General features: G+C 66.1%; 8 protein-coding genes. 5 read left to right on the top strand and 3 right to left on the bottom strand.

Annotation, left to right across the window (positions count from 1 at the left end; genetic code table 11):
• From J0L98_RS20215 to J0L98_RS20200, 4 genes are all read left to right on the top strand, one after another.
• A partial coding sequence (locus tag J0L98_RS20215; RefSeq protein ID WP_296413864.1) for a pirin-like C-terminal cupin domain-containing protein occupies positions 1 to 380 on the top strand: 380 nt, incomplete at its 5' end.
• A gap of 69 nt (positions 381 to 449) precedes the next feature.
• Positions 450 to 1,517, top strand: a complete 1,068-nt coding sequence (locus J0L98_RS20210; RefSeq protein WP_296413862.1) for an alkene reductase — start codon at positions 450 to 452, stop codon at positions 1,515 to 1,517.
• 743 nt (positions 1,518 to 2,260) lie between these two features.
• Complete coding sequence (locus tag J0L98_RS20205) at positions 2,261 to 2,704, top strand: Hsp20/alpha crystallin family protein (RefSeq protein ID WP_296413860.1); 444 nt, start codon at positions 2,261 to 2,263, stop codon at positions 2,702 to 2,704.
• Between the two features lie 12 nt (positions 2,705 to 2,716).
• On the top strand, positions 2,717 to 3,106 hold the full coding sequence (locus J0L98_RS20200; protein WP_296413858.1) for an Hsp20/alpha crystallin family protein: 390 nt from the start codon (positions 2,717 to 2,719) through the stop codon (positions 3,104 to 3,106).
• Between the two features lie 36 nt (positions 3,107 to 3,142).
• Here J0L98_RS20200 and J0L98_RS20195 read toward each other — a convergent pair whose 3' ends face one another.
• Both J0L98_RS20195 and J0L98_RS20190 read right to left on the bottom strand, forming a co-directional pair.
• Positions 3,143 to 5,869 carry an ABC transporter substrate-binding protein gene (locus J0L98_RS20195; protein ID WP_296413866.1) on the bottom strand — a complete coding sequence of 909 codons (2,727 nt, stop codon included), beginning with the start codon at positions 5,867 to 5,869 and terminating at the stop codon, positions 3,143 to 3,145.
• Between the two features lie 122 nt (positions 5,870 to 5,991).
• Complete coding sequence (locus J0L98_RS20190; protein ID WP_296413857.1) at positions 5,992 to 6,900, bottom strand: LysR family transcriptional regulator; 909 nt, start codon at positions 6,898 to 6,900, stop codon at positions 5,992 to 5,994.
• Positions 6,901 to 7,278: 378 nt separating this feature from the next.
• On the opposite strand from J0L98_RS20190, the gene J0L98_RS20185 reads away from it, so the two are divergent.
• Positions 7,279 to 8,967 carry an ATP-binding protein gene (locus tag J0L98_RS20185; protein ID WP_296413855.1) on the top strand — a complete coding sequence of 563 codons (1,689 nt, stop codon included), beginning with the start codon at positions 7,279 to 7,281 and terminating at the stop codon, positions 8,965 to 8,967.
• 155 nt (positions 8,968 to 9,122) lie between these two features.
• Here J0L98_RS20185 and J0L98_RS20180 read toward each other — a convergent pair whose 3' ends face one another.
• A complete protein-coding gene (locus J0L98_RS20180) occupies positions 9,123 to 9,455 on the bottom strand; it encodes a hypothetical protein (RefSeq protein WP_296413853.1) in 333 nt (110 codons plus the stop codon).
• Positions 9,456 to 9,624: the final 169 nt, after the last annotated feature.

The following is a 9,624-nucleotide window of genomic DNA, read 5'->3' as shown; positions in this document are numbered from 1 at the left end:
CCCTGATCGGGCTGGACATCCACAGCACCGACGCCAGCCGCCTGACGCTGCCGCTGGACCCGGCCTTCGAGTACGGCATCCTGCCCCTGGAGGGCCGCGCGACCCTGGCCGGCGAGGACTTCGATGGCAGCGCCTTTGCCTGCCTCGACCCGGGCCGTGACAGCATCGACCTGACCCTCGCCCCCGGCACCCGCCTGCTGCTGATCGGTGGCGAGCCCTTCGCCACGCCCATCCAGATGGCCTGGAACTTCGTCGGCCACAGCCGTGAAGCCATCGCCACCGCCCAGCGCGCCTGGGAAGCCGATGATCCACGCTTCGGCCCCGTGCCGGGCAGCACCCGCCGCCTCACCGCACCACCCTTGCCCTGGGCCGGCGTCTGACGCCCCCGCTGCGGAACAATCATCACCCGCCACACACCAAGCCTTTTCGACCCCTTCTCCGGAGCCCCCATGTCCGCCCTCTTCCAGCCCCTGCAGGCCGGCGCCGTAAGCCTGCCCAACCGCATCCTGATGGCCCCCCTGACCCGTTGCCGGGCCGAGGAAGACCACGTACCCGGCGACCTGATGGCAACCCACTACGCCCAGCGCGCCAGTGCCGGCCTGCTCATCGCCGAGGCCACCATGGCGATCGAGGGCAACTCCGCCTTCTGGCACGAGCCAGGCATCCACTCGGCCGCCCAGGTAGCCGGCTGGAAGCACGTGACCGACGCAGTGCACAAGGCCGACGGGCGCATCTTCCTGCAGGTCTGGCACGGCGGCCGGGCCTGCCACCCGCTGCTCAACAACGGCGCCCAGCCCGTTGCCCCCAGCGCCCTGCCCATCCGCAACGACGAGGTGCACACCCCCGAAGGCAAGAAGCCCTACGTCACCCCCCGCGCCCTCGCCGATGACGAGCTGCCGGGCATCGTCGCCGGCTTCCGCCACGCCGCCGAAAACGCCCTGGCCGCCGGCTTCGACGGCATCGAGGTGCATGGCGCCAACGGCTACCTGCTCGACGAGTTCCTGCGTGACGGCAGCAACACCCGCAGCGGCCCCTACGGCGGCCCCTTCGAGAACCGCGCGCGCCTGATGCTGGAAGTGCTCGACGCCTGCGTGGGCGTGTGGGGCGAAGGCCGTGTCGGCCTGCGCCTGTCACCCCTCAACAGCTACAACGACATGCTCGACAGCGACCCGGTGGGGCTGATCACCTGGATGGCCCGGCGCCTCAACGACGTCCCGCTGGCCTACCTGCACGTGATGCGCGGCGACTTCTTCGGCCAGCAGAAGGGCGACGTGCTGACCCCGGCCCGGGCCCACTACAAGGGCGTCCTGATCGGCAACATGGGCTACACCCCGCAAGAGGCCGCCAGCGCCATCGAAAGCGGCCAGCTCGACGCCGTCGCCTTCGGCACCGCCTTCCTCGCCAACCCCGACCTGCCCGCCCGCATCAAGGCCGGCGCCAGCCTCAACAAACCCCACCCCGCCACCTTCTACTCCCCCGGTGCCGAGGGCTACACCGACTATCCCTTCATGCAGTAAGGCCGCCTCCTGGGGCCGAATTCATCCTGCTTTCCCGTAGGGGCGAATGTTGGGGCGACTTCAGAAGGTGTTGTAAAGCCATTTTGCACAGCCGAGACACCCGCGTTATGAGATCAAAAACGGCATTTAGCTCGCAAAAACGTGGAATTTCGGGTGACTGGACCGCGTTTGATGCCGAGTCCATCGTGAATGCCTGGTTGGCGAAGAGTGTTGCGACACCCTCTTCAGTCGCCCATCCGCGCCTTGATCACCGCCATGCCCTTGATCTCAGTCCGCAGGCGACTCAAGTCGCCCCTACACACTGCTCGCATCGGGCGGCCGGCGCGGCTGTCTGAGCCCGCAGGGCGAGTTCCACGCCGGCCGCCTGGCGTGAGCAGCGCAGGGGAGTCATTCGCGCAAGCGAATAACCGGGGAGGCGGGGTTTCGCGGAGCATGCTCCGCGCCGCCGTAGCCGGCCGGGTGTGCAAACCCGGCCGTGGAAAAATCCCGGCCAACTCAAGGTAGAAAGGAAAGCCCACCCGTAAGGGCACACCCCAGCGTCGAGCCCAAAGTGCTGACAACATCCTCCCGCAGGCTTGGACCGGAGGATTTTGCGACACCCTCTGAAGTCGCCCCTAAAACGCCCCCGTACAGGACGCCGCCAGTTCCAGCCCCGGGCTCTTGAAACCCACCACAACGACTCCCATATCCGAGACAGGGGGCGGCAATGGTGTGCCGTCCACGTCCGATGAGGAGGAATCCACATGTTCTACCGATCCCTGTTTCCCCGTGACGTGTTTGCCGAACTGGACCGCATCCAGCGTGGCCTGCAGCAAGGGGGCGGCGACCTGTCGCCGAACATCCGCGGTACCGCCCGGGGCGGCTACCCGGCCATGAACGTGGGCACTACGCCCCGCTCCGTGGAGATCTACGCCTTCGCCCCCGGCATCGACCCGGCGAGCCTGGATGTGCAACTGGAAAAGGGCGTCCTGACTGTGGCCGGCGAACGCACCAGCGTGCTCCCGCCCAAGGATGCACCGGCCACCGTGCATATCGACGAGCGCTTCTCGGGCCGCTTCCGCCGGGTCGTGACCCTGCCCGACGACGTGGACCCGAACGCGGTCGACGCCCGCTACACCGACGGCGTCCTGCACATCAGCGTGCAGCGCAAGGCCGCAGCCCAGCCGCGCCGTATCCACATCCAGTAAGGAGAGCCGATCATGAGCGACAATCCCGCCCTGCGCCAAACCCCCCAGCCCGAGACGGCCCCGCGCACCACCGAGACGCTGCTGCCCCCGGTGGATGTGATCGAGGACGGCGCCGGCATCACCCTCTACGCCGACCTGCCCGGCGTACCGAAGGACAGGCTGCACCTGCACGTGGAAGCCGACACGCTGACCATTGAAGGTGAGATCGCCCTGCCCGCCCCGGAAGGTCTGGAATCCATCCATTCGGAAGTCGGGCTGCCCCTGTACCGGCGTGTCTTCACCCTGTCCAAGGAACTCGACGCCGACCGGGTCGCCGCCGAGTTTGCCCACGGGGTGCTCACCCTGCGCATTCCCAAGGTGGAGCACGCCCAGCCCCGGCGCATCCCCATCCAGGTGGGTTGACGGCAAGCACGGCAGCCTGTCGGGCCGGGCAGGCTGCTACACCCCGCTTGCGCGCCGCTCCAGCCACTTGAGCACCACCCGCATAAGCAGGCCCGGCTCGACGGGTTTGGGGATGAAATCGTTCATGCCCACCTCAAAGCAGCGTGCTCTATCCTCGGCAAAGGCATTGGCGGTCATGGCCACGATGGGCGTGGCCGCCTGGCCCGGCAGCGCGCGGATCTGCAGGGTGGCCTGCAGGCCGTCCAGGCGTGGCATCTGCATGTCCATGAGGATCAGGGCGTAGTCGGCCTCGCGTACCCGCTCGACCGCCACCTGACCATCCTCCGCGGTATCGATGAGAAGGCCGGTTTCAGCCAGCATCTCGACGGCGATCTCCCGGTTGACCTCGTCGTCCTCCACCACCAGCACACGCAGCCCGGCAAAGCGCTCGCCGATGAGGCTCTCGGCCGCGTCGGGATCGGGCAGCAGGCCGGTGATGGGCATGTAGTCACCCTTGGCCAGGCGGGCGGTGAACCAGAAGGTGCTCCCCACCCCCGGCTCACTCGACACCCCCGCCGAGCCGCCCATCAGGTGCGCCAGCTTGCGGGTGATCGCCAGCCCGAGGCCGGTACCACCGTACTCCCGGGTGGTCGAGCTGTCGGCCTGCTCGAAGGCGCTGAAGATCTGGCCGAGTTTGTCCGCAGCAATGCCGATCCCCGTGTCCTCCACCTCGAAGCGCACCAGCTGATCGGTGGGGGTGTCCTCCATCACGCGGATGCGGAAGCACACGCGTCCCCCTTGCCCGGTGAACTTGACCGCATTGCTGCCAAAATTGAGCAGGGCCTGCTGCAGGCGGGTCGGATCACCCAGCAGCGGGGCAAGGCCTTGTGGCACCTCCTCCGAGATCACCAGTGCCTTTGCCACAGCCCGATCATGGAGCATGGACACCACGTTGTGCACCACCCCATTCACCGCCACCCGGGTGCGCTCCAGGCTCAACTTGCCCGCCTCGATCTTGGAGAGATCCAGCACTGCATTGAGAATTTCAAGCAGGTGTTGCCCGGCGGTCTCGATCTTGTCCAGGCGCTGCGCCTGATCGTCATTCACACCGGAGCGCAGCAGCAGATGGGTCATGCCGATGATGGCATTGAGCGGCGTGCGGATCTCGTGGCTGGTATTGGCCAGAAAGGCACTCTTGGCCCGGCTGGCCGTCTCGGCCGCCTCCTTGGCCTGGGCCAGTTCAGCGGTACGCAGGGCGACCTGCTCCTCCAGGTGGCTGCGGTGGGCGGCAAGCTCCTGCTCCATGGCCCGGCGGGCGGTCACGTCCTGGCCGATGCACAGGAGCCCGGCCACACTCCCGTCGAGCCGGCGGATCGCCTGATTGGACCAGCGCACGTACACCCGCTGGCCGTCACGGGTCATGTTCTCGTTCTCGTTGTGCCCACCGCTGGCAGGGTCGTCAAGGATGGTCCGGATCATCTCGCCCAGATCGCGGCCCGAACCGCTCTCGATGGCGGGTACGATGGTTCCGATCACGTTGCGGCCGATGATTTCCCGCGCGGAAAAGCCGAAGAGGCGTTCGGCGCATTCGTTGAAGTAGGTCACCGTGCCCTCCGGCGACAGCCGCAGGATCACGGCATTGGCGTTCTCCACCAGCTCCCGGTACTGGGTCTCGCGGGTCTGCAGAGCCTCTTCCGCCAGGGTACGGTCGCGGATCTCGACCGTCAGCGCCCGATTGAGCCCACGCACCTTGGCCACCACCAGCAGGGCCACAAGCAGCCCCAGCACCGACACCACCAGGGCAGCCACCAGCCACGGAGGCACCCGGGTCGACGGCTTGGGGTCGTACAAAAAATCACCCAGTTCGAAATCTGCCGGCAACTTGCCCTGGCGCACATAGACATCAACCACATGCCGCCAGCGGCCGGGGCTCATGTAACCCGCCTCCACAATGTCGGGGCGGGTCAGCTCACGGAGCTGCGCCGCCTCGAAAAGCAGATGCGCCTGCGACTTGCCCTGGGTGTTGTAGCGATCCAGGATCAGGTCGGTCACCGCCTGCGGATTGGCCAGGGCATGCACCAGGCCGCGCAGGGTGGCCTCGCGGAAGGCCGCCACCACTTCGGGGCGGGCAGCCAGGGTTGCCCGGGACGAGAACAGCATGTTGCCGAACAGGTCGATGCCCGCCGACTGGGGCCTCAGCAAAAGGAATTGATGTTCGCGCCCCCGGATCAGGAAGGGCTCGTTCGACAGATAGACCGCCTTCGCAGCCACCTCGCCCGACTCCAGGGCAGTCAGCGTCCAATCGGCCTGGTCCACAAACCTGATCTGTGACGGTCGCAGACCGGAGGCCAGCAGGAAGGCTTCGATCTCGTCACGGGTATGGGGGTCCACCGACACCGGCCGCCCGGCCAGATCGTGCACGCTCTGCACCCCCTGCGCCCTGGACGCCAGCAAGGCCACCGGAGAATGTTGCAGAAGCGTGGCCACCGCCACCACGGGCAGGCCCCGCGCCCGATCCACCACCAGGCTGGATGTGCCCACACCGAAGTCGGCGCGGCCCTCCACCACCTCCTTGACCACATTGACTCCGGGCCCGCCCTCGACGATCCGCACATCCAGCCCGGCTTCCTTGTAGTAGCCCTGGCTCTCAGCCGCATAGAAGGCCGCGAACTCGAACTGATGCTTCCAGTTGAGCTGCACCACCACCTGTTCGGCCGCGTGTGCAGGTACCCATGCCATGGGCACCAGAACGCACAGCCACACCAGCAAACGCCCAAGAAACACACGCAAGCAACATTCCCCCAACCCGTGCGGCAGCACAAGCCTTGATGGTTCCGATCAGGACATGGACGAGATCTTAGCGTCAGCCTCGGGGCGTGGCGAGTGCCGCAAGCAATGCCTTTGGTCTATGCCCGGCTCTCCGCATGCCCCGGATGGGCCATGATGGTATCGATCAGCGCCCGGGTGAAGCTGGGCAGGGAATCACCACGCCGGGTGAGCACGTAGCGCTCACGCACCGCCCAGGTCTCGTCCAGGGGCTTGGTCACGATCTTCATGGTGCGGCTGTGCCGAACGGCCGCCGACTCGGGCACGATGCCGATGCCCACCCCGGCCTCGACCATGCGGCACACCGACTCGAAGTTGCTCACCTGGACGCGGATATGCAGGCGGTGGCGGACGTTCTGCATCAAACCATTGACGAAAGTCTGCAGGGTGCTGCCCTCGTGGAGGCCGATGTAGTCGTAGTCCATCATGTCGGCAAAACACACCGACGCCCGCGCCGCCAGGGGATGCCCCGGTGCCACCGCGAGGATCAGGCGGTCGGTGCTGAAGTGATGCTTCTCCAGCCCCTCCGCGTCCACGGCCCCGGAGACGATGCCCAGATCGGTGGTGCCATCAAGCACGCCACGCACGATCTCGGCGGTCAGGCGCTCCTGCAGGTCCACGTCCACCTGCGGGTGGCCGGCCAGAAAGGTGGCCAGCACCTCGGGCATGAACTCGGTCACCGCCGTGGTGTTGGCAAACACCCGGATATGCCCCTGCACGCCCTCGCCGAAACGCTGCAGATCGCTCTTCATGTGCTCGATCTGCCCCAGGATGATGCGTGCGTGCTGCAGCAGGCTCTGCCCTGCCGGCGTAAGGGCCACCCCCCGCGACGCCCGGTACAGCAGGCGCACCCCGGCCTGATTCTCCAGTTCCTTCACCCGCGCGCTCACCGCCGGCAGCGACAGGTGGCTGCGCTCCGCCCCGCGGGTCAGGCTCTTGCTCTCGGCAATGTGGATGAACAGGCGCAGGTCGCGCAGGTCGATGTGCATGAAGATCAGTCCCGATGGATCAAGCCCCATAGCGTCGCACGGAGTGGGGGTGGATGTGGGCGTGAATGAATGCAACGCCGCTTCGGATGCACCGACGCCGGCTGGAGGGACCGTGGGGGCGACTTCAGTCGCCCGCGGACTTCGATCAAGGGCGGGACTTCGATCAAGGGCTTGTCTGTGATCGACGCGTGGATGGGCGACTGAAGTCGCCCCTACACGTCGCTCCTACTAGAAAGTCTGCGACACGTCGTATTTCCGACATGCCCGGCTGCTGGCTCCGGGTGAAAAACGGCTTGCATAACAAGGCCCTGGCGTCTTTCGGCGGATCAGCATGGATCTTGCATCGCAACATGCGTACATCCGCTGGAGTCCATACCGATGAAACTGCAGATCGAGCAACCGATTGTCGACGCGCTGGTGGGCGCCCATCCCCGCCTGGCCTGGCTGCAGGAGCAGATGCGCTTCGGCAACCGGGCCGAAGTGGACTTTGCCCAGCTCGAACATGACGAGTTGCACTTCCTGGAGGGCCTGTTTGCCGATGCCGGCCCGCACATGCGCGCCCGCGCCGCCCAGATCGCCACCCTGCGCCAGGCCCTGGGCACCGACGCCCCGCGCTTCACCGCCGACGAGCTGGACGTCCTGGTGCCGGCCATCGCCCACTATCTGGCCGAAGGCGCCGAGCGTGGCTGGCTGTTCTCCATCGCCAGCCCCGACCGCCCCACCGCCTGGGTCGTCACCCGGCTGGACTTCACCCCGTCGTCCAATGACGAGGTGGGCAAGGTTTTCATCGAGATGAAGGCCAACACCCGCGGCAAGGTGGCCACCCACACCGTGCGCATCGTGGCCGGCGACATTGCCGGGCGTAGCGTGGGCGAGATTTTGGTGGCCAAGGGCCTGGTCCGGGAGACTGCCGCCCTCATCGCCACCTATGACGAGATGGAGGCCCGCTATTTCGACTGGCGTGCCCGCTACGGCGAGCAGTTCTCCGGCCGGGGCACCGGCCTGTATGCCGAGAACCCCACCGCCAGCCACCGGGACACCGACTGGTCACGCAAGGACGTGGTCATCCTCTCATCGAGCGGCGGCGACGCCCGCCTGGTGAACGACGAGGGCATCCTGGCCGAACGGGTGCTGACCCTCGACGCCCCCGGCGAGATCCTCGGCACCTACCTGCGCAAGGCCGCCAAGGGCTCCCGCTACATCGACGAGGACGCCGCCGAGGACGCCCGCAAGGCCCTACCCAAGGGCTTGTTCACCCGGCTGCCGGTGCACTTCCACATCCTCATGTTTCATCTGGACCTGCACCACTACCTGTGGGTGCACGTGGCCGACATCCACCCCTACGAATACAAGCCCGCCCTGCGCCACAAGCTGGTGCTGCCCGAAGAGCAGACCGACCTCATCGACATCCTCACCGCCGAGATGGACCTGCTGATGGACGACATCGTCGAGGGCAAATCCGGCGGCACCACCGTGCTCTGCGCCGGCCCCCCGGGCGTGGGCAAGACCCTCACTGCCGAGGTGTACTCCGAGATCATCCGCCGCCCCCTGTACCGGGTGCACTCGGGCCAGCTCGGCCTCAGCGTGTCCAACATGGAGACCATCCTCAAGGACGTGCTCACCCGCGCCCAGCGCTGGGGCGCCGTGATGCTCATCGACGAGGCCGACGTCTACATCAAGCGCCGCGACGACGACATCACCATGAACGCGGTGGTCGGCGTCTTCCTGCGCGTGCTGGAATACTTCAACGGCCTGCTCTTCCTCACCACCAACCGCGTGGACGACATCGACGAAGCCATCGTCTCCCGCTGCATCGCCCTCATCCGCTTCCACCCGCCCAGCCGAGAAGACCGCCGCAAGATCTGGGGCGTGATGGCAGAACAGTTCGGCCTGCAGGTCGCGCCGGAACTGCTGGAACGGCTACCGGACATCTTCCCGCAGGCATCCGGCCGCGACATCAAGGGGCTGGCGAAGCTGGTGGGGAAATACTGCAGCCAGAAGGGCGTTGAGGCGGAGGAGGGGGTGTTTCGGCGGTGTGCGGTGTTCAGGGCGATGGAGGTGGGGTAGGACTGGGCGATCTCAGCGAAGCAAAGCGTGCGTCGAAGTCAGCGTGTTACGCCTGACATCTGGCGTGACGCGTTCGTAGGCCAGCGGCAGTGTTGGATATTCTCGGGCCAACCTGCCGGCCGTTGCTCGCGACGGCGTTATCGGATCTGCTGCCGCTACTGCGATCGCTTGATCGCCTCGGCCAACTGCCAGGCTTTTTCCCTGAGTGCAGCGAACCGCTCATTCAGCACAACGTGCCCGGGCTTCCATTGAAAGACCCCATCCTCGTAGCTTTGTCCGAGCACCACATCACTCAGCGAACCCATCCCGCCATACGCAGCAAGCAAGTGCTCGATGCCCGAGTAATCCGAATTGATCAGACGTGCCCTTGTCTGGCGCATCCAGCTGCTCCACTGGGTGTTTCCGTCGCTTTCGAGAACGGAAGCGAGCTCATCGAGCAAAGCGATCAGTTCGTTAGTTTTTGGGCCGACTTTATACGTTCCGCTCACGGTAAGTCCTGTTGGAAATCTTGCAGAGCATCTGAAAGAAATGGTCGGAGCACGCAGACAGTAGTTGTAGGACTACAAAGGGACTTCCCCCACCCGCCCGGGTTAGCGCAGCGTAACCCGACCTACGTCTAATTGCTGTCCGACTTCTCAAGACTTCATTCCCGGAGTT

The organism is Zoogloea sp., assembly GCF_017302315.1.
Lineage (GTDB): Bacteria > Pseudomonadota > Gammaproteobacteria > Burkholderiales > Rhodocyclaceae > Zoogloea.
The sequence above is the reverse complement of the archived record's forward strand: the minus strand, read 5'-3'. Positions and strand labels throughout refer to the sequence as shown.

Bases quoted from the DNA above. Each gene is read 5' to 3' on its own strand.
- J0L98_RS20210 (WP_296413862.1), top strand. From the start codon at position 450: ATGTCCGCCCTCTTCCAGCCCCTGCAGGCCGGCGCCGTAAGCCTGCCC.
- J0L98_RS20205 (WP_296413860.1), top strand. From the start codon at position 2,261: ATGTTCTACCGATCCCTGTTTCCCCGTGACGTGTTTGCCGAACTGGAC.
- J0L98_RS20200 (WP_296413858.1), top strand. From the start codon at position 2,717: ATGAGCGACAATCCCGCCCTGCGCCAAACCCCCCAGCCCGAGACGGCC.
- J0L98_RS20190 (WP_296413857.1), bottom strand. From the start codon at position 6,900: ATGCACATCGACCTGCGCGACCTGCGCCTGTTCATCCACATTGCCGAG.
- J0L98_RS20185 (WP_296413855.1), top strand. From the start codon at position 7,279: ATGAAACTGCAGATCGAGCAACCGATTGTCGACGCGCTGGTGGGCGCC.